Annotated in this window: 20 protein-coding genes; 8 read left to right on the forward strand and 12 right to left on the reverse strand. The window is 40.9% G+C overall.

Going from position 1 to position 20,449, the window contains the following annotated elements; all coding sequences use genetic code 11:
* Positions 1–6: 6 nt before the first annotated feature.
* The 6 genes from JWQ34_RS03845 to JWQ34_RS03870 form a co-directional block, all read right to left on the reverse strand.
* Positions 7–1,638: a glycosyltransferase family 39 protein gene (locus JWQ34_RS03845; RefSeq protein WP_299354120.1), complete on the reverse strand. Its 1,632-nt coding sequence runs from the start codon at positions 1,636–1,638 to the stop codon at positions 7–9.
* A 117-nt stretch (positions 1,639–1,755) separates the two neighbouring features.
* Positions 1,756–1,971, reverse strand: a complete 216-nt coding sequence (locus tag JWQ34_RS03850; protein WP_299354123.1) for a hypothetical protein — start codon at positions 1,969–1,971, stop codon at positions 1,756–1,758.
* Positions 1,972–2,006: 35 nt separating this feature from the next.
* Complete coding sequence (locus tag JWQ34_RS03855) at positions 2,007–2,474, reverse strand: VOC family protein (protein ID WP_299354126.1); 468 nt, start codon at positions 2,472–2,474, stop codon at positions 2,007–2,009.
* A 99-nt stretch (positions 2,475–2,573) separates the two neighbouring features.
* Positions 2,574–3,179: a DUF2238 domain-containing protein gene (locus JWQ34_RS03860; RefSeq protein WP_299354129.1), complete on the reverse strand. Its 606-nt coding sequence runs from the start codon at positions 3,177–3,179 to the stop codon at positions 2,574–2,576.
* Positions 3,180–3,210: 31 nt separating this feature from the next.
* Positions 3,211–3,447: a hypothetical protein gene (locus tag JWQ34_RS03865; protein ID WP_299354132.1), complete on the reverse strand. Its 237-nt coding sequence runs from the start codon at positions 3,445–3,447 to the stop codon at positions 3,211–3,213.
* Between the two features lie 21 nt (positions 3,448–3,468).
* Positions 3,469–4,020, reverse strand: coding sequence for a ferritin (locus JWQ34_RS03870; RefSeq protein WP_299354135.1), 552 nt, complete (start codon positions 4,018–4,020; stop codon positions 3,469–3,471).
* A gap of 94 nt (positions 4,021–4,114) precedes the next feature.
* On the opposite strand from JWQ34_RS03870, the gene JWQ34_RS03875 reads away from it, so the two are divergent.
* A complete protein-coding gene (locus JWQ34_RS03875; protein WP_299354138.1) occupies positions 4,115–4,387 on the forward strand; it encodes a DUF4342 domain-containing protein in 273 nt (90 codons plus the stop codon).
* Between the two features lie 10 nt (positions 4,388–4,397).
* Positions 4,398–5,093, forward strand: a complete 696-nt coding sequence (locus JWQ34_RS03880) for an SGNH/GDSL hydrolase family protein (protein WP_299354141.1) — start codon at positions 4,398–4,400, stop codon at positions 5,091–5,093.
* 98 nt (positions 5,094–5,191) lie between these two features.
* Here JWQ34_RS03880 and JWQ34_RS03885 read toward each other — a convergent pair whose 3' ends face one another.
* On the reverse strand, positions 5,192–5,419 hold the full coding sequence (locus JWQ34_RS03885; RefSeq protein ID WP_299354144.1) for a hypothetical protein: 228 nt from the start codon (positions 5,417–5,419) through the stop codon (positions 5,192–5,194).
* A gap of 88 nt (positions 5,420–5,507) precedes the next feature.
* Between JWQ34_RS03885 and JWQ34_RS03890 the strand changes: the two genes are divergently transcribed.
* Entirely contained in the window at positions 5,508–7,835 is a 2,328-nt protein-coding gene (locus JWQ34_RS03890; RefSeq protein ID WP_299354147.1) for a DPP IV N-terminal domain-containing protein, read from the forward strand.
* Between the two features lie 439 nt (positions 7,836–8,274).
* On the forward strand, positions 8,275–8,907 hold the full coding sequence (locus tag JWQ34_RS03895) for an acyloxyacyl hydrolase (protein ID WP_299354150.1): 633 nt from the start codon (positions 8,275–8,277) through the stop codon (positions 8,905–8,907).
* Between the two features lie 223 nt (positions 8,908–9,130).
* Here JWQ34_RS03895 and JWQ34_RS03900 read toward each other — a convergent pair whose 3' ends face one another.
* The 5 genes from JWQ34_RS03900 to JWQ34_RS03920 all read right to left on the reverse strand — a co-directional run bounded on the left by JWQ34_RS03900 (position 9,131) and on the right by JWQ34_RS03920 (position 12,498).
* Positions 9,131–9,322: a cysteine peptidase family C39 domain-containing protein gene (locus JWQ34_RS03900; RefSeq protein WP_367278590.1), complete on the reverse strand. Its 192-nt coding sequence runs from the start codon at positions 9,320–9,322 to the stop codon at positions 9,131–9,133.
* Positions 9,323–9,622: 300 nt separating this feature from the next.
* Positions 9,623–10,900, reverse strand: a complete 1,278-nt coding sequence (locus tag JWQ34_RS03905; protein ID WP_299354153.1) for a thioredoxin family protein — start codon at positions 10,898–10,900, stop codon at positions 9,623–9,625.
* Positions 10,901–11,042: 142 nt separating this feature from the next.
* Complete coding sequence (locus tag JWQ34_RS03910) at positions 11,043–11,333, reverse strand: hypothetical protein (RefSeq protein ID WP_299354156.1); 291 nt, start codon at positions 11,331–11,333, stop codon at positions 11,043–11,045.
* On the reverse strand, positions 11,333–11,551 hold the full coding sequence (locus JWQ34_RS03915; RefSeq protein WP_299354159.1) for a hypothetical protein: 219 nt from the start codon (positions 11,549–11,551) through the stop codon (positions 11,333–11,335). The genes JWQ34_RS03910 and JWQ34_RS03915 overlap by 1 nt, the downstream gene beginning before the upstream one ends.
* A 5-nt stretch (positions 11,552–11,556) precedes the next feature.
* Positions 11,557–12,498: a sugar phosphate isomerase/epimerase gene (locus JWQ34_RS03920; protein WP_299354162.1), complete on the reverse strand. Its 942-nt coding sequence runs from the start codon at positions 12,496–12,498 to the stop codon at positions 11,557–11,559.
* Between the two features lie 346 nt (positions 12,499–12,844).
* On the opposite strand from JWQ34_RS03920, the gene JWQ34_RS03925 reads away from it, so the two are divergent.
* The 4 genes from JWQ34_RS03925 (at position 12,845) to JWQ34_RS03940 (ending at position 20,251) form a co-directional block, all read left to right on the forward strand.
* Positions 12,845–13,915 (forward strand): glycoside hydrolase family 76 protein, encoded by a 1,071-nt coding sequence (locus JWQ34_RS03925; RefSeq protein ID WP_299354165.1) that lies wholly within the window; start codon positions 12,845–12,847, stop codon positions 13,913–13,915.
* A gap of 92 nt (positions 13,916–14,007) precedes the next feature.
* Positions 14,008–16,308 (forward strand): hypothetical protein, encoded by a 2,301-nt coding sequence (locus JWQ34_RS03930; protein WP_299354168.1) that lies wholly within the window; start codon positions 14,008–14,010, stop codon positions 16,306–16,308.
* Positions 16,309–16,358: 50 nt separating this feature from the next.
* A complete protein-coding gene (locus tag JWQ34_RS03935) occupies positions 16,359–18,560 on the forward strand; it encodes a GH92 family glycosyl hydrolase (RefSeq protein ID WP_299354171.1) in 2,202 nt (733 codons plus the stop codon).
* A gap of 170 nt (positions 18,561–18,730) precedes the next feature.
* Complete coding sequence (locus JWQ34_RS03940) at positions 18,731–20,251, forward strand: glycoside hydrolase family 28 protein (RefSeq protein ID WP_299354173.1); 1,521 nt, start codon at positions 18,731–18,733, stop codon at positions 20,249–20,251.
* Positions 20,252–20,449: the final 198 nt, after the last annotated feature.

Raw genomic sequence — 20,449 nt, forward strand, 5'->3', positions numbered from 1 at the left:
TGTTCTCTAATTACCAAATGGCACCAATCCTATCAACTGACGGTACAACGGATAATCAGGCAACTTGTTAGCCGACTCATGAAAATTTTTGCAATAATAAACCTGTAAGTGTTCTTCTACTATCCCGCCACGTATAATGGGGATATCAGCCAGTTTGGTAATGCTATCGAAGAACGGTTTGCCATCGTCATAAATGGTTTCATCATAGGCATGGGCTTCGCCAATAATAACGGCATCTTTACCTAATAATGTTTTCGGGTCGACCAGGAAAGCCAGGTTACGCGGGTCGCGGTTAAAGCAGATGATGTCTTTTTTACCTTTCAGCGCCCAATCAACTTTACCGGCAAGCCACCAGCGGGTACTTCCTGCAAATACGTTCGGATTTTTTATCCAACCCTCTTTTTCAAAGCGGGCCATGATGTCATCATAATCAACACCTTGTATAGTGGGGTCAATTTTACCGCCGCCCAGGCTTGCCACCCATTTGGGGCCGTAATACTGCCAAAACCCGGTAACCAAATGCGCACCTAAAATAGTTATAGTTATTACTGTAAAGTATACAGAGAACCTCAACCAGCGGCGTGTAAGGCGTTTAGCTTTCTCGTTAGCACCGTTTAAAGTTTGGTCTATGGCAAAACCAAGGGGCATAAACAGCATCATATAGCCGGGCGCCTGCCAATGAAAATGATATTGCAGATCGGCCCATAAAGTAAGCACTGTAAAAAATACTATCGGCAATACCGACATCCAGAAGTTAAAGCCATACTCGGCCTGGATGCGTTTTTTATAGGCTACAAACATTTGCCTTATAGTAGGGAACCAGATCCACGGTAATAGCCAAACAGCCTGGCCGGCAATGCTGCGGATAAACCAATCGAAATGTAATTGAAATGGCTCATGCCTTGTACCAGCCCTTGATCCCTGCCAAACAAATGATACCCAGTTGTTTTTATAGTTCCACCATATTACCGGGGTAGCCATTATAATAGTTATTATTATAGCCAAATATGGACCGGGATGAGCTAACCAATGCCGCTGTTTTTTATTGGTGAGGATAAACATAAATACCCCCGCGAATAAAAACAGCACGTGATACTTGCTTAAAGTAGCCAGCCCCATACAGGTGCCGATAACTATCCACAACCAATATATTTTGCTTTTATCTATTTTAGGGTCTAACGGTTTTTCTTGGCGGATGCCTAATACTTTAACAATGTACCAGGTACTTAATAGCCAAAAAAACATCAGCGGCGCATCGGGTTGATACCAGCAGGCAACACCTACGGTAAACAAGGCGCTTAAATTCATGATGGTTACGGCCCAAAACCCGGCGGCGGCATTAAATAATTTGCGGGATAAGATGAATAACAACCAGCTTGTACCAGCAAACATTAACACACTGGGGAAACGTAAGCCTAAGTTGGTTAATCCTAAAAGTCTTATACTTGCGCCACCTAACCAAAAGAATAATGGGGGTTGATCAAAATAGCTCCAGTCTAAATGTACCGCTCCGCGGAAATAATAAGATTCGCCATTACCTAACCCGGTGTAGGCTGCAATCAGTAAGCGAATGAAAAAAGTAACAATAATTAGTACCAGCGTATATTTTGCAGCGTTTTGTTCTGTTATTTTCTTCATCTTTTATTATTTCGGGAACCTATTTACGGCGATAAAGTTCCAAAAAAAATACGGATAATTAGCATCGACTTAAAGTCTGATGATAATTATCCGTACTATGTTCTAATTATGTGATGTCTAACCGGCTTTACGCAATTTGACCAGCCTTAATACCAAGATAACTAACATTGCGACAAAAAATACCGATCCAACCCCCGAGATAATAATACGCCACGCTACATGGGTTTGTAAGGCTTTAATAAACGTGCAAATGGCATAAATAGCCATTGCCAGGTTAATAAACATAGATAGCCTTAGCTGTTTTGCCTGATCTGTTGATGGTGTAGATTCCATACAGTAAATGTAGGGAATTTATTTGTCGCTGGCTGTTATTCCCCGGCTTTTTCTAATATCGCTATATCCAGCTTACCCATTTTAAGCATGGCCTGCATTACATTGTTGGCTTTTTTAGGGTCGCTGTTATGTAGTAGCTCCCCTAAATTATAGGGTATAACTTGCCATGAGAGGCCAAACTTATCTTTTAACCAGCCGCACCTGCTTTCTTCGCCGCCTGCGGAAAGGTTTTCCCAGTAATAATCTATTTCTTCCTGGTTCTTGCAACTTATAAATAGTGAAATGGCTTCTGTAAATTTAAACATCGGCCCACCGTTTAATGCCATAAATTTTTGGCCCTCTAACTCAAACGTGGCGGTCATGATGCTACCTTTTGGTCCGGGACCGGCATCGCCATATTTTACTTCGTAAAGTAATTTAAAGTTTTTAAAAACGGAGGAATAAAATGTTATGGCCTCACTAAGATTATCGTCGAACCATAAAAATGGGGTTATCTTGCTCATAAGTTTATTGTTTTAGTGATAAACAAAGTTAGCCCCGTTTAATTGCATTAACAGGGTGTGTATGGGACATTTTTGGGGTTGATTAAAGACAGGTCAATATCAATGCTTATCAAGTTGTTTTATTTGTTTATCCTGAAACTTAGTAAACAATACTACCATACATATAGCACCAATAGTGGCAAAAAGCATGTCGGATTGTGTATCCCAAATATCGCCCTGCGTGCCTAAAAACGAATCGCCCGATTGGCCAGATGTAACAGATACAAACCATTCTAAAAATTCATAAAGCATACTAATGCTCATGCATACGGTTACTGTTAAAATTGGTAACCACGCTTTTTTCTGTATCACATTTTGACGGATAAAGAGTTCTCTTGTTATTATTGCCGGAACAAATCCTTGTGTAAAATGGCCCAGTTTGTCATAATTATTACGTGATTGATGAAAAATGTCTCTTATCCAATTAAACAACGGTACCTGGGCGTAAGTATAATGTCCCCCAATAAATAGTACATAGCAGTGTACCAATATCATAACATAGGTTAATGTGCTAAACCGGAAACGTTTAAAAGTGAAAACTAAAATAAGGAAACCTATTATTGCCGGAAAAACCTCCAATATCCAGGTAAAATAATCATGCGGATAAACTGCAGAACCTAGTAACCCGGCAAAGAAAAAAATGATCAGGATATAATACTTTTTCATATCCTAAATGTATGGTAAAATTATGCGATATCTAAATATTATAACCTTCTAACTGTTCTGCTATAAGGTGCAAAGTGTCTTCGGGTACAACACCCGGATTTTTGCAGATGTGCAGAATTTTATGATTATCGGGCTCAAAACTGCCAATAAATTGCTCGTCTTTAAATATCTCGTATTTGCACTGTTCGCCCTCGTGGTGCATATAATCGCGCACCTCAAAATGCTGGTTTTCATTATCAACAGTTACTGATATTTCGAATTTCTCCATCGGGGCCAATCACATTTATCTTTAAGGTTTTTCTACCGTTACGTCCTGCGCTAATGTGGCATCATCTGGCATTGTACCCAGATCACGGTCAAGCGCGTAAAGCGAATCGTCTTTTGCATTAGCGCCGCCGGCAACTTTTATTTTGCTTAACAGGTCCATAGCCAGTGTTTCTTCTTCTGTTTGTTCTTTTACAAACCATTGCATAAAATTCCAGGTCGCCCAGTCTTTTTCGGCCATGCTCATGTCAACAATGGCATATATGCTTGCAGTATTTTCTACTTCAGATTTAAAAACCTTTTCAAAGCAATCATTTACACTTATCGGATCAGGGCCGGGCGCTGGTATGGCTGTAACAACCACCTTGCCGCCACGCTTTAAAATATACTCCAGGAATTTCATCATGTGATTACGCTCCTCGTTAGCATGCCTGAAAAGGAAATTTGCAATACCATCATATCCATTATCACTGGCCCATGAGGCGTAAGCCAGGTATATTTGCGCGTTATGTGCCTCGTTGGTCATTTGGTTGTTTAACGCGCTTGCAAGTGTTGCTGATAATCTGTTAGTTTCCATAAAAATGTAACCAACTATTGCGGTAATAGTTTTTATGGGGTAGATTTATTTGTAAATGATTACATTGACCTTTGGAGAATAAAAAAATAAGCACATGGCCAACAAAGAGCATTTCTCTATAAATGGCGAAAACCTTTTAAAAAAGGTAAAAGAATTAATAGCCGAAGGCAATGTAACCCGTATAACTATTGCTGATAAAGAAGGGAAGGAAATTGTTAATTTCCCGCTAACACTAGGTGTGGTAGGGGTATTATTATTACCTATGTTTGCTGCCGTGGGCGCACTGGCAGCTTTAATTGGCGAGTGCACTGTTATTGTTGAAAGGCATGATCCTCAAGAAAGTAAAAAAGAAGAAACGAACAGCTAAAAATATATTTATGAGAAGTAAGAGTTTATTATCAATCTTAACCACTGTCCTTTTGTTTGCTATAGCAATGCCTGTAATGGCGCAGGACGATCAACCAAAAAGAGAAGGTACAGAGTGGATTGACGCTTTTATGCCTAACACCAATGATGCAGCCCTGCCACGCATACTTTTAATAGGCAACTCTATTACCCGCGGCTATTATCCCGAAGTAGTAAAGCTGATGGCCGGTAAAGCCTATGTTGCCCGACTGGCAACATCAAAAAGCATTTGCGACCCGGCATTAAATAAAGAAATAGCCCTTATTATGAGCTATTATAAATTTGATATCGTACATTTTAATAATGGCCTGCACGGGTTTGATTATACGGAAGATGAATACAAAAAAGCATTCCCCGGTTTTGTTAAAGCCATACGCAAAGGCGCGTCGCATGCCAAGTTGATTTGGGCAAGCACAACGCCAATGCATACCCGTGCAGATGCTAAAATATTAGACCCCAAAACAGATCGCGTTAAAGAGCGTAATAAAATAGCTTTGGATTACATAAGCACACAAAAAGATATTAAGGTGGATGACCTATGGGCGCTGGTTATTGATCGTCCTGAATATTACCAGGGTGGTGATGGTACGCACCCAATTCCTGCCGGATTTACGGCGTTAGCCCAAAAAGTAGCCGCAGAGTTAACTGCTCTATTGGCAGAAAAGTAATATAACCTATTACAAACATGCCTTAGTGATAGCTCAGGGTAACGCATTGAAAATTAGATATTGAAAAATGGAATGAGGTAGCTTTTTTTATAATAAGATTAAGCCGCTACTTGTTCAGGCTTTTTAAACAATAAAAACAATACGGTTATAGCCCCCAGCAACTGTATCGCTAATGCAGCGATATTACCCATCTTATAAGCAACAGATTCTGCAGAATGTATAACAGTGCCTAAGTCAAGAGAACGACGTACTAAACCAATAATAATAAGGCACATTGCAATTTTTGCAATAGTAATAACTACAGGGTTTTCAAGGATAGTTTTCATACTGCAATATACAATTTATCATGTTGCCTGAAAAATTTATTAATAGCCGTATATTGGTTGTCTAAAATTAACTGCTTTATTATACGCAATGAATAAGTTTTTACTTACCGCTATCCCTTTGGCAATAGCCTTAACTGCTAATGCCCAGCAAAGGCCAGTTTTAACCGCTAAAGATTATGAGCATGCAGAAAGCATGCTGATTTACAATACAGAACCCCTGATACAACGCACAGGCATACATCCAACGTGGCTGCCTGATGATCGGTTTTATTACCGTACATCAGTTGCAGACGGCAATCAATTTATGTTATTTAACCCGGCCAGGGGAACCAAAGAGCCAGCGTTTGATCATCAAAAACTGGCTGCCGCGCTATCATCGGCAACAGGTAAACAATATACCGCTGCTGATCTGCCTTTTCAATCTTTTAGCTTTGCAGAAAATGGTAAGGGTGTTATTTTCTCGGTTGATGGTAAGCAATGGAAGTTTGAGAATAACCAGGTAGTTGCTGATAACAGCACGATAAAGGCGATAGCTGTCGCCGGTGCACGTGGCCGCCGTGGCGCAGGTATGGTTGGTGGTAATCCCAACGAGGTTTTATCGCCCGACAAACAAAAGGCAGTTTTTATAAAAGACTTTAATTTATGGATGCGCGATGTTAAAACCAATCAGCAAATCCAACTAACTACTGATGGTGTAACAGACGATGGTTATGGAACCGATAATGCCGGCTGGGCACAAGGTGACAGGCCGATATTGGTATGGTCTCCTGATTCAAAAAAGATAGCCACCTTTCAACAGGACGAGCGTAAAGTGAATAATATGTACCTGGTGCCAACTGCGGTAGGTGCGCCAACTTTAAGGGCGTGGAAATATCCTTTCCCCGGTGATAAGGAAATACCAATGCTTACGCGGGTAATTATTAATGTAGATAATCATAAAGTTATTAAACTGCAATGTGATCCTGATCCGCATAGATCAACCTTGAGTGATGATATTAAAGGTGGTGCAGGCTGGGCCGATGTTTATTGGAGCGATGACGCAACCAAACTTGCTTTTGTATCAACCAACCGTGATCATAAACAAGAAAAGGTACGCATAGCCGATGCCGAAACAGGTGTCGTGCGTGAGGTTTTTGAAGAAACCGTGAAAACTCAATTTGAGTCTGGCTGGGCCGATGTTAACTGGCGCTACCTGAGTAAAACTAACGAGATACTATGGTTCTCTGAGCGTGATAACTGGGGCCATTTATATTTATATGATGCCGCTACCGGCAAGCTAAAGAACCAGGTAACCAAAGGCGACTGGGTTTTAACCAACATTGTTAAGGTTGATGAAAAGAATCGGGTTGTCTACTTTACCGCAGGTGGATTAGAAGCAGAGAATCCTTACTACAGCCAGTTATGCAAAATTGGTTTTGATGGTAAAGGTTTTACCGTACTTACGCCGGGTGCCGGAAACCATACGGCCAGTTTTTCGCCGATGGGTAATTATATAATTGATACCTATTCGAAACCTGATGTACCGGCAGTAACCGTATTGCGCAACATGCAGGGTAAACCAATTACTGAACTGGAAAAAACAGATATCTCAAAACTAGCAGCCACAGGCTGGAAAGCGGTGATACCTTTTTCGGTAAAAGCTCATGACGGAAAAACCGATATCTATGGCTTAATGTGGGTGCCAGCTAAATTAGATCCCAATAAAAAATACCCTGTTGTTGACTATATCTATCCTGGTCCGCAGGGTGGTAGCGTGGGTAGCTGGTCGTTTGCAAGCGCCAGGGGCGATAACGGCGCATTAGCTGATCTTGGTTTTGTGGTGGTTGAAATTGAAGGTACCAGCAACCCATTACGCTCAAAAAGTTTCCATGACATGAGCTATGGTAATATGGCCGACAATACTTTATCAGACCAGGTAACCGGCATTAAACAACTGGCTGCCAAATATCCTTATATGGACCTGGATAGGGTAGGGATCTGGGGGCACTCGGGTGGTGGTTTTGCTACCGCGGGTGCTATGTTCCGTTATCCTGATTTCTTTAAAGTTGGGATAGCCGAGTCTGGCAACCACGAAAACCTGAACTATGAAGATAACTGGGGCGAGCGTTATAACGGCTTAGTTGCCAATTCTGATTATACTGCGCAGGCCAACCAAAACCTGGCCAAGAACCTGAAAGGTAAACTAATGCTGGCCCATGGTTTAATGGATGATAACGTACCACCGCAAAATACATTGCTGGTTGTAGAGGCGTTGGAAAAAGCCAATAAAGATTATGACCTGGTGATCTTCCCTAATAGCCCGCATGGCTACGGGCAGCACTCTACTTATATGATGCGCCGCCGTTGGGATTATTTTGTAAAGAACTTACTGGGTGCCGAGCCGCCAAAGGAATACAAAATAAAGGGTCGGCAATAACCAATCTTATTATTAAACGGGCGACCATAAGTTGCCCGTTTTTGTTTTTATTTCACACCAGTGTAATAACTTATACGCGTAGTAATTTCAGGCAATTATCGGGTATCAGGGATCTTGCCGGTAGTAATTTTTGCTATTTTTCAAGTATTAGCTTTAATGCTGGTAGTAATTTAGGGCATTTATCGGGTATAGGGGTTAATGCCGGTAGTAAGATATTGGTTTAATATACTGATTGTCAATTGTTTGAATAATTTACCCACTATTGCACGCTCGTTTTAGCGAAAAATAAATTTTTTATAAAAGGCTTCGTTTTTTTGAAGGCTGATGTTTCGAATCACACTAATATACGAAAAAAAAATGTCATTTCGATAGAGCCGCAGCCAAAGCAACTAATTTGTATCGGTTACCGTAATTAATGCATTGATAAACCTATTACAACGTGCGCAAAAAAGTATTTATCATATTATTGGGGCTGATCGTTTTTGTTGCCTCTAAATCGGCATACGCGCAAGACAGTTTATTTACGAAGAAGAACCGGCTGGGTTTTGTCATCGGCACAGGCAATCAATACATAGGGCAGTTGGTAGGGGATGGCAGCAAAGGTTTTGCGGTGGCTACCAATTATTACTACCACGTAACTTTTTACGAGCTGGAATATTATCGCACCATAAAAAAGAAAAGATCAGCAGAATGGGATGTTTTGGTGCAGCCGCAATACAACATCAACAGGTATGGCATGTACCCCGAATCTGCATCGGCCGATTATTTGGATGGCTATGAATTTGGATTAAACCTGGGTGTTTTGTATCGTAAACATCTGTCGGCTTTACCACTTAGCTGGTATATTTCATTAAGCAGCGGCCCGCATTATGCATCGGGTACACCACATAGGCAAATGAGCGGCTTTTTGTTTTCGAATAATTTTTTTGCAGGTGTTAATCTAAAGATCTACAAAAATCTATATGCCGATGTAAGATTTGGCCTAAGGCACATGAGCAATGCCGGTACCCGGCTGCCTAATGCAGGTGTAAATAATGTGGTGTTGAAAGAGGGCATAGTGGTAGGGTTTTAAATAAAACCCCGTAGGGGTTAAAGGTCGGTAGAAAAGAAAATAAATGAATAATATGTGCCGTAGGTACATTACTTATCCGCCATACAGCCGACTAACCTGAGTGATTAAAGACTATCGTTTAAGTTTCGCACCTAACGGAGCGAAGATTATTTAAATTTTTTTCTACCGACCTTTTGCTCCGGGAGCTTAGCTGTTTTTAACTGATCGATAGTAAGCTTAGCACCTAAAGACCTGAACCCGATATTTCTGCCGCTTCGCTAAAACCCAACAAGTTTACACCACGCCTATTGGTTTGGCATAGTGCCCTTAATTTTTGTATCGGATAATTGCGTCCGTAATGTTTAATAATCATGCGTAAACATGACGGGCCGCAATCCATCTGATCTTGTTGTTTATAGAATGGGGATTTTAGCATCTATTATGGTGTAGTACTGAGTTTATGTTTTATGGCATGTTGTTAATTTTCAATTGAGTGGCATTGATCTACTTGTTGCTAAAAGCAACTTTGATCTAATTAATATTTAGCCCCACTACAATCCCCCAAAGCGGCCCAACGTATATTTTTTCTATTCTCAATTGCAGGCACTCCCAATAATTTAATGTATAACTAAACACCTGCCCATTACTCTTTCGGTCCAGCATATGTATTTGACAATTTCCGCAGGGTCTATTGAAAAGGACCCTGCGAGGACGGAAATTAATGTAATCATTCTAGTTAATGTTGATCAATTTTTTGCCCATTTTTGATTTTAGCTATAAGCGCTGTTATGCTCTCATCAGGTTTAGGTAACAAATTTTGGCATTTCAATAGCATCGCAATAGCCTGTTCTTTTTTACCTACTTTGTATAATACTAAACCATAGTTTTTTATAGCTGTTGGATCTTCTATATTTGATTGAACGTTTCTTGCCCAAATTAATACATCTTCTAAATATTTACTTTCCTTACAAAATGAGGTAAAATATTGAAGCCAATCGCTAATAATATATATTTCTGTATTTTGATGTTGAGAAACATATTGTAATAATGTTTTGTTAAGGTTTCCCCAATCATTGTTGTAGCGAAAGTAATGGGTCTTCGCATCCAACAGCAGCCTGTCAGCCCTTTCGTTAAATTTAACCTGTAACGAGTCATTCAGCGCAACCCAGTCAATACTTTTATTAAGCTCTCCGACATATCCTGCCATCCCGCCAGGATAAATTTCCTTCTTGCCACCCAATCTTATTTTCGGTAATATATATTCGTCAAATGCAATATCATTTATTAAATCGTTCCTCCATCTAGCTCCAATAACTTCATCTACCTTCTCTGGATAATTTATTAAAACATTATAGCCAATATCTTTGCTGCTTGAAATACTCTGAGCTATCAATCGAATATTTTGAGGAGTTAAAAGATCTACCTGTGTTTCTAAGTAACTTTTTCTATACTTCGGCAAATTCATCATATCATTTACTGAACGAGAAATTCGTATTAACAATTTTAAAAAAGCAGTGTCTCTTCTGCCTTCTTCAAATTCTTTACGTAATTTAGTATACTGTGTTGAAGGGTCGAGTGCCTGGCGGGCTTTCACGATAAATTCTTTGCCACTACTGGTGCCGATTATAGAATGTACGAGCTCCCCTTCTGGATTAAAGAAAAGATAAGTTGGATAAGCGCTGATCTTGTAAGTTTCCTTAATTAATTTTGCATCGCTATAAGCTTTTTTTACTGCGTAACTATCACTTTTCGATCTATCAATTTGCACTTTAAAATTTATGAAATTACTGTTGAAGAAATCACCAACTTCTTTTTGTGGAAATATTTCTGCCGCCATTTGTTTACAAGGGATACACCAAGTGGTATAGGTATCTACAAAAATGTATTTCTTTTCTGCTTTGGCCTTTGTCTGGATTTGAAGCCAACTTAAACCAGACTGAAAGATGATTCCATTAGATTGTTGCGCTAAACAAGGTGTTGATAATAGAAGAAATATAAATAAGAAGGTTCTCATAGTAGACTTTTTAGGTTTTGTTGGGCTAATATATTAAGAAAAGAGACGGCATATATTTAAATTAACACGCAGTTAACACCCCTTGTATTCCATCAGGATTCTTTTTGCACTCTGGTGATGATCCTAACGAAGCAAGTTTTATCTAATTTTTCTTTTCCTCACCAATAGTAACAACCGGTTCGGGGCCGGAATATGGGCTTACAGTAACGTAGCCAAAATTATCCCATTGGTCATTATCCAACGTGCGCAATGCCAGTTTTGACGATGCATCCGGCGTAGTAAATGTAGCTGTCACATTATCTTGCTTACCATTAAGGTTGGTACCATCGTACCAATAAGCGGCCTTGCGCCAGTTAGCGGTTATCTTTTTATTGGCTACCTTAACCAACGGGGACTCATCAACTTTATTAATGCTGGCACCGGTATAAAGCATTACCCAGTTGCAAAGCGAAGATCGGCACCGCCGGCAACAGTTTTTGAGTAATCAAACCCGGTAAGCTGTATCTGCACCACGACATTATTGGCCGGGCTGGCCGGGTTTTCTATGGCTATGGCGCGTACGTAACCCCATTTGGCTGCATGCGCAGAAAAAGCCATAGTTATAATGCAAGCTATCAGTGATAGTTGCATTATAATAGGTCTCTTTATCATTTTACTTATGCTTTTAAAGCCTGCACTGCAAACTCGCGGCATTTTTTAACCTCGGTAACGGCGTCTGATCCTTTAGGGATGTTATACTCCTGCTCGATAGTAACCGGGAATTTATATTTATTTTTCTTAACCAGTTGCAATACCTCTTTTATTGGTGTATCACCCTCGCCCCATGGGGTATTTGGGCCGTCATGAAACTTGCGGTCTTTCAGGTGCATGCTTACTATACGGTCGTGATATTTTTCAATAAAAGGTACCGGGCTGCTGCTGGTGCCTGATGTGTAATGACCGATATCCAGGTTAATACAATTGTATTCTGACTGGCTTAAAGCGGTATCCCATAATGTCGGGGTAGCTTGAGTGTGGGCATGATAGCCAACTTTCATTTTATATTTGGTACCCAGATCGCCAAGGCGTTTGGTTTGAGCTTCGTTACCTAATTCAACGGTACAATGGCTTGCACCTAAAGCTTTACCGGCATTAAACGCGTAACCAATTTCTTCGTCAGTATTGCGGGCCTCAAGCGCGCTTGGTTTCCAGGCGTAAATGGTTACGCCGGCGTCCTTGTACATTTTGCGCAGCTCTTTAAATTTATCCATAGAAACTGAAGCCCGCCAATCTGCTACGGCTTTGTTATGGTCGGCATTGCTTTGGCCTTGCTCGCGTTTAGGTATGCCTGCATAAACTTCGGCGGCATCGCCCATTAGCTCAATAGCATTGATATTGCATTCTACACAATATTTCAACAGGTCTTCAACAGATCCCGGCATGCTTCTAAATGAATAAGTTATTACGCCTATCTGTACGCCTTCAATCTTCGAGTCCGGCTTATCAGCAGCACCCAAAACTGAGTGTGCAAATGATGATTTTGACAGGAACAACATCCCTGCACCTGCAAGCGCACCTGTTCCAATAAACCGGCGCCTTGATAATTGATCATTCTTCATGAATTTATGCTGTTAATTTAATGTTTAAATGGTGATGTCAAATTTATAAATTTATATGAAACCGCATAATTTATAGTAAAACTATTACGGGCCTGTTTTGCAAACTTATGGATACAAACTTCTGTATTGCGTCTGTATTACAGAATTTGGTTTGGAATAATTGCATATTAATGTTACAATTGTTGGCTATCCCAATAGCACTAATAAACCAATATTGAAAAGGTCAGAAAAACAATTTTTGTCAACCATACAGCTATTATATATTTATTAAACATTAAACTATCTAATTATGATCTTCAATAAGAAAGCCTTATTTCTTGTTTTATTTTTAACCTGTTTTTCGAGCATGCTTTTTGCGCAAAGCGTTAAAAATAATGGCGTTTACAAAAAAGAAATGCAAGCATTACAGGCTGCCATTAATAAAAACTTTTACGACAAAGCGTCCGGGTATTACTTTGTAGTAGTAGACTCTGCAAAGCGCGAAAAAAAGAACGGTTATACCCGTCAATACACCTACTTATGGTCGCTTTGCGCCATGTACCAGGCCGCTAACGAGATAGAAAAGTTAGAACCGAAAGCCAACCTGATGGACCCATTGGTGAAGAACATGAGCTATTATTTAAATACTGCTCCACCGGCACCGGGTTATACCGATTATATCATGAAACTAAAACCCGGCGAGCGTTATTATGATGATAACGAATGGATAGGTATTGCTGCTTTGGATGCCTATGCCAGAACCAAGAAAAAATCAGACCTTGCGCTTGGTAAAATGATGTATGATTTTGTTATGACCGGCTATGATCAGGCTTTAGGCGGTGGGGTATATTGGAAAGAGGGCGACCTGAGCTCAAAAAATACTTGCTCCAATGGCCCGGCGGCTTTGGTAGCATTGCAATTGTATCAGGCTACAAAAAATAAAGCTTACCTGGACACTGCCTTAAAGATTGTGAACTGGACAAATAGTAAGCTGCAAACCCCGGCAAAGTTATATTATGATAACATCCGTGTAAGAAACGGTAGCATTGGTAAAGCTACATTCTCTTACAATACAGGTACTATGCTCGAATCGTATGTGTATCTGTACGAAATTACGGGTGATAAAAAATATCTGAATGAAGCAAATGTTATTGCCGATAGCTCGCTGGAGTTCTTTTATGGCCGTGATAAGTTTAGGGACGGCTATTGGTTTAATGCCGTATTATTAAGAGCATATCAGCATTTGTTAAAATATAACAAAGACACCAAATACATTATAGGCTTTAAAAAATGTTTAGATAATTCTTTAAAAAATGAAAAGAACGAACAGGGCTTATTTACCGGCCGTGACGGGGTGCAAAATTTAGTAGAGCACGGCGGAATGTTAGAAATACTGGCTCGTTACGCCTGGTTAGAAAGTCACTATAATTTAAACTAGATTTCACAAACCGAAACAAAATTGATACACAGTGCAATGCCAATAAAGACTAATTTAGTGGTACCAATAATTATAACCCTAAAGAACCATTTATGTCAAAAAAGGCACATCAAAATGGTAGGAGAATAATCGCGCTAGCAATCATTCTCTTGTCGTTTACAACTGTACCAGGTTGGGCTCAAACAAAAGCAAAACAGCCGACTACAGTCGTCAATAAAGAAAAGACAACCTTTCAAACAGGTGCGGCATGGAAAGCTACTACCGATTCAAGGGCTGATGTGGCTATTGTATACGGTGCCGGGGGCAGGCCGGGACAATTTGAGCAAAGGGTAAAATCATGGCGCGACCATGGGTACCAGGTAGCCTTTATGACCGGCATGGCATGGGGCGGTTACCAGGACTATTTTATGGGTAAATGGGACGGCAAGCCGCATTTTGACGAAGGGCAGAAGATGATGAATGGCGATACCGTATGGCATGGCAAAAACACGCCCTACGTAGTGCCTACCATGAACTTTTTGAAATATTATAAAGAACAGGTAATCAAGAAAGTAATAGATGCAGGTGTTGATGCTATTTACCTGGAAGAACCTGAATTTTGGGCAAAATCGGGCTATAGCGAAGGTTTTAAACGTGAGTGGAAAGAGTATTATGGGTTCGATTGGAGACCCCAGCATGAGTCGGCAGAGAATACCTACCTGTCAAACAAATTAAAGTACTATTTATTCTATCGGGCGCTTAAAGAATCATTTACTTACGCTAAAGAGTACGGTAAAAGTAAAGGGATGACTGTGCGATGCTATGTGCCTACGCACTCGCTCATCAATTATTCGATGTGGCAAATTGTTAGTCCCGAAGCCAGTTTGGCATCATTGGATTGTGTAGATGGGTACATCGTTCAATCATGGACAGGTACTGCCCGCGAGCCTACTTATTTTAACGGCATTGCCAAAGAACGATCATTTGAGACAGCCTTCCTTGAATATTGTTGTATGAAATCGATGACAGCCCCTACAGGCCGTAAACTTTTCTTCGAGAACGACCCCGTAGAAGATACCCGCCGCGACTGGAGCGATTACAAAAAGAACTATCAAACCACTTTTACCGCCGAGTTGTTTTTCCCGGATGTGGATAATTATGAGGTAATGCCGTGGCCCGATCGCATATTCGATGGTAAGTATTTTACCAGCAGAACCAGTAATGAGCGGGCAGGTATGCCAAAGAGTTATTCGACCCAAATGATGGTGATGATCAACTCATTAAATGATATCAAAACCTCAAAAAATAAAACATCAGGTACACAAGGTATTAGTGTGATGATGGGTAACTCCATGATGTTTCAACGCCTGCCAACACATGATGACGGCAAGGCCTGGGCCGATCCATATTATACCAGTTTTTACGAAACATCGGGCATGTTTAACCGTGTTCCGTCCAACAATAAACTGATGGACCCGCAACTGTCAAACTTTTTTGGCGAGGCATTGCCATTCCTGAAAAGAGGGGTGCCGATGGATATTGTGCATATAGAAAATGTAGGGTATGCAAAGGCTCTGGCTGATACCAAAATCCTGCTGATGTCATACTCGAACATGAAGCCGTTGACCGAAGAACCACACGAGCACTTGGCTAAATGGGTGCGTAACGGTGGCATAATTGTTTACTCGGGGCGTGACGATGATGCTTTCCAATCTGTACAGGAATGGTGGAACAAAGGCAATAAAAAATATAAATGCCCGGCTGATGACCTGTTTGATAAATTAGGTATCGGCCAAAACCCCAAAGCAGGAACGTATACAGTAGGTAAAGGGAAGATCTGTATTATCCGCAGGGACCCTAAGGAATTTGTAATGGAAAGCGACAGAGATGACGAGCTGCGCGAAAAAGTAGAAACACTTTATCAACAAGCAACCGGGCAAAAAGTAGAATATAAGAACAGCCTTTATCTAAACCGCGGCCCCTACGAGATCATATCGGTTATGGACGAAAGTGTTAATGCTGATCCGTTTACGATAAAAGGAAAACTGATAGACCTGTTTGACCCAACGTTGCCTGTCATCGCCCAAAAACAGGTTATGCCGGGCCAGCAAGGGTATCTATATAATATTGATAAAGTGCCTAACCCGCAAACACCGCAGGTATTGACCACAGCAGCACGCGTATATGACGAGCAGGTAGAAAAAAACAGCTACTCGTTTATTGCAAAAAGCCCGTTGAATACCACTAACGCCATGCGGGTATTACTGCCATCGCAACCAAAAAAGATAATAGTGACCGATGCCACGGGTAAAATTATCGCTGATGTTAAAACCTCATGGGATGCTATTGGAAAAACAAGTTTTTTAAGCTTTGATAATAGCCCTGATGGAATAAAAGTGAGATTGGAATGGTAGTTCAAAAATTTAAAACACGGTTGTCATATAAAACCGATAAACTAAAAACGATGAAGAAAAATATACTTTTTGTTGCGTTACTTTTGCTGACAGTTGTAGCATCGCAGGCTCAAGAATCGGCTGCGCCAAAACCGGTTACGGCCTATGTTAACCCATTGCTGGGTACCGCTACTTTATGGGACCCTAAGGACCTGGGTTTTGTACCGACCCACCGAAGCTGGGGTGCCGAAGTATTCCCCGGATCATCGGTACCAAATGCGATGGTGCAGTTAACCCCGGTAAGCCAGTTTCATAGTGGTTCTGGGTACCAGTATGAAGATACCGTGATCTATGGCTTTGCTCATACCAGTAAAGGGCACTGGAATTTGGCTAATATCCCATTAATGCCTGCAAGTGGAAACAATTTTACTGCCGATGATTATAAATCGGCCTTTAGCCATAAAAACGAATCAGCACATCCGGGCTATTACCAGGTTTATTTACCGCGTTACGGTGTAAATGCCGAGCTGACTTCAACCTTGCGCTGCGCGTTCCATAAATACACTTTTAAGGCGGGGGCAAGCAAAAGATTAATTGCCGATCTGGCTATGGCTAATGAAAGAATCCGTAACTGGGATATTAAAAAAGAAAGCGATAATATTTTTTCGGGTTTCCAACAAGGCGGCGAAAAGATGTATTTCTACGCGGTATCTAACCAAAAAATAACAACAATAGATACGTTAACTTCGGCTACCAATCCTATGGGTAGGCCTGCCGGAGCACGCCAAAAAAATCTGGCACCGGCAGGCCCTAAAAAAACACCTGTGTTGAGTTTTGCCAATAGTGCCAACCCACTTCTTGAGTTACGCATAGGTTTTTCATACGTAAGCGTAAAAAATGCTAAAGAAAACCTGGAGAAAGAAATGCTGGGCAAGAGCTTTACGCAAGTAAGGCAGGAAGCCAACCAAACCTGGATGAACCTACTGGGCAAGATCCAGGTTACAGGTGGAACTGATAAACAAAAAGGCCTGTTCTATTCTTGTTTGTATCGCTCATTCTTATGGCCTGCATTGCGAAGCGATGCCAATGGCGATTTTACCGATGCAGCCGGTAATGTACAGAATAAAGGCTTTAGCTATTATACCGATCCATCAATATGGGATGATTACCGTAATAAAGATGTATTGTTAGGCTTGCTATCACCTAAAGTAATGAATGACGTTATCCAGTCGTTAGTTGATAAAGGGAAGATAAGCGGTTTTATGCCAACATTCTTCCATGGCGATCACGCATCTGCTATTGTAACCGGATCGTATTTGCGAGGCTTAAAAGGTTTTGATGTAAAAGGTGCTTATGATTTGATGTTAAAAAATGCCACAGTTGAAGGTACCCGTAAATATGTGGATGAATACAATACCAAAGGATATATATCCGAGGCTGAAGTAGAGCACCCGGTTGTTAACACGGTAAGAAAGGCAGCGGTGACCAAAACGCTTGAGTATGCTTATGATGATTACGCAACTGCACAATTAGCCAAACAACTGGGCGACATGGATAATTATAATATGCTGATGAAGCGTACAAGTAATTATAAAAATGTTTTTAATCCAGCTACCGGATTTATGCAAGGACGTTTGGCTGATGGCAGTTGGGTTAAGAATTTTGACCCCAACTATGTTTATTACGAATACATGTACCGCGAAAGCAACGCCTGGCAGCAAACTTTCTTTGCTCCTCAGGACCCTCACGGCTTAATATCATTGTTCGGCAGCAAAGCCGCCGCCGAGAAGAAACTGGATGATATGTTTACTACGCCGTATGATGGCCATGAAGCAGATAACATGTCGGGTTTTATAGGTAATTATTGCCAGGGTAACCAGCCTGATCATAGCACTATATTCTACTATTATTTTGTAGACAAGCAACCAAAGGCACAGGTGCTGTTAGATAGTGTGATGAATCATTATTATGATATGGGCAAAGATAAACTGGCTTACGCGGGTATGGATGATGCCGGCGAAATGTCTGCCTGGTTTGTATTTAACGCTATGGGCATTTACACGTTCTCGCCTGCTGACCCTAAATACATAGTTTCTGTACCGCTGTTTGCCAAAGTTACTTTAAACCTGGGCGACAGAACAGCAACCATCCTCAGAAAAAATCATGGTAAAAAAATAACCGGCATTACAATCGGCGATAAAAAGATAAAAGATTATTTTGTTGATGATGCCGATTTGAAAAAGGGAAAAACGTTAGTTATAACTACTCAATAACCAATTACTAAGCAGGCATGCTAATATAATTTATAACCCGCCTGTTTACATTTTACTTAGCTTAATTGGTATCGATTGCATAGATTTTAATTAGGCATAAAGTATTTATATAATTATAAAGTACTAATATAGCCACAGTTAAGTAAACCAATTTAATAGACCAATTATTTATGACCACACTATATCGCGCACTTACGGGCACATTTATCCTGCTTTTTTCAATTGTTGACCTTTCATCGGCACAGGCCCCGGTTTACAACGTAAAAAAATATGGAGCCAAAGGCGATGGTAAGAACATCGACACCAAAGCCATTGATAAAGCAATTGACGCGGCTAGCGCGGCGGGTGGCGGCACGGTATATTTCCCTGCCGGCGATTATTTATCTGTAACTATACACCTTAAAAGCAATGTTGCTTTGTATATTGATCAGGGCGCTACTATAGTTGCAGCCGCTATGAGTGAGGGACAATATGACCTGCCCGAAAAAGGCGAGAACGAGGTTTACCAGGATTACGGCCACAGCCATTTCCATAACAGCCTAATACTTGGTGAGAATTTGCATGATATTTCCATATTGGGTCCGGGCCGTATTTGGGGCAAAGGATTAATAAAGGACGATAAAAAGGATTTGAATAATGGCTCGGGCAATAAATCTATCTGCCTTAAATTATGCCGTAACGTAATATTTAAAGACTTTACCATTGCGCATGGGGGCTGGTTTTGTTTTTTGTTGACTGCTGTTGATAATACCACTATCGATAACATTAAAATGGATACTAACCGCGACGGTATTGACCTGATATCAAGCAAGAATGTACATATTTCTAATTGTAGTGTTAATTCGCCAGGCGATGATGGTATTGTGTTGAAATGCGATTTCGCTTTAAACTATCCCCGCGCTTTAGAAAATGTTACCATTACCAATTGCCAGGTTTCGGGCTATAACGAGGGGACCCTTTTAGACGGTACTTTTGTAAAGGGCGGTAAATCGCCAACAGGCCGCATCAAACTGGGCACAGAATCAAACGGTGGGTTTAAAAACATCACCATAACCAATTGCACTTTTGATTATTGCCGTGGCCTTTGTTTAGAAACTGTTGACGGTGCCGCCCTGGAGGATATTACCATCAGCAATATTACCATGCGCGACATCCCCAATGCGCCTATATTTATACGCCTGGGCGCACGCCAGCGTGGCCCAGAAGGTTTCCAATACAGCCAGCTACATAGGGTGATATTGAGCAATATTGTTGCTTATAATGTTTCTGCCAAACAAGGCGCAATTATCAGCGGGATACCCGGTCATGATATTGAGGACCTGACATTAAATAACATTCGCATTTATTTTAAAGGTGGTGGTACCAAAGAGCAGGCTGCCAACGAAGTTCCCGCGTTAATAAAAAGCTATCCGGAGCCCGACCAATTTGGCACCACACCAGCTTACGGTTTCTTTATCCGTAATGTAAAAGATCTAAAAATGAGCGATGTTGAGGTTAGTTATATGAAGGAGGACCTACGCCCGGCCTTCGTTTTAGATAATGTAGATGGAGTAGACTTTCAACATATCCGTGCTCAAAAAGCAGACGGTGCATCTATATTTATGCTGAATAAAGTGAAGAACTTTAAAGTGTTCAATAGCGATCAACTACCCAACACCAAACTGGCCGAAGCTGATAAAAAACAGTTGTAAAAGTTAAATACAAACACATTAAAATAGTATCAAAGGAGGCTCCTATGGAGCTCTGGCGCGTTGTTTGTGTTTGCTATAAACACGAGGCTCCTATGAAGCCCTGTTGTAACCATTAGCTCCATAGGAGCTACCTGTTTATAGAAACAACACATCCAAAAATGAAGGCTCCATAGGAGCCGCCTTTAATAACATTGGTTG

Source organism: Mucilaginibacter sp. (assembly GCF_028288185.1).
Taxonomy (GTDB): domain Bacteria; phylum Bacteroidota; class Bacteroidia; order Sphingobacteriales; family Sphingobacteriaceae; genus Mucilaginibacter.